Genomic DNA, 311 nt, shown 5'->3' with positions numbered 1-311 from the left:
ATTTCGGCAAGGCAATTCCAGCGGGCGATAACAAGTTTGCAGCCCTGAACACGGCGGTGTGGTCTGGTGGATCCTTCATCTACGTCCCGAAGGGCGTACATGTAGAGATTCCCCTGCAGGCCTATTTCCGTATTAACACCGAGAATATGGGCCAGTTCGAGCGCACCTTGATCATTGCCGATGAGGACTCCTACGTGCACTACGTAGAAGGCTGCACGGCGCCGATCTACAAATCTGATTCTCTGCACTCCGCAATTGTGGAAATTTTCGTGCGGAAGAACGCGCGCGTTCGTTACACGACCATTCAGAAC

General features: G+C 53.1%; 1 protein-coding gene. It reads left to right on the top strand.

From position 1 onward, the window contains the following. Positions 1-311: SufD family Fe-S cluster assembly protein (locus QP415_RS11235; protein WP_285100117.1), on the top strand; the 311-nt coding region annotated here is incomplete at both ends.

Origin of the sequence: Pauljensenia sp. UMB3104, from assembly GCF_030217285.1 — a bacterium.
GTDB lineage: Bacteria > Actinomycetota > Actinomycetes > Actinomycetales > Actinomycetaceae > Pauljensenia.
The sequence above is the reverse complement of the archived record's forward strand: the minus strand, read 5'-3'. Positions and strand labels throughout refer to the sequence as shown.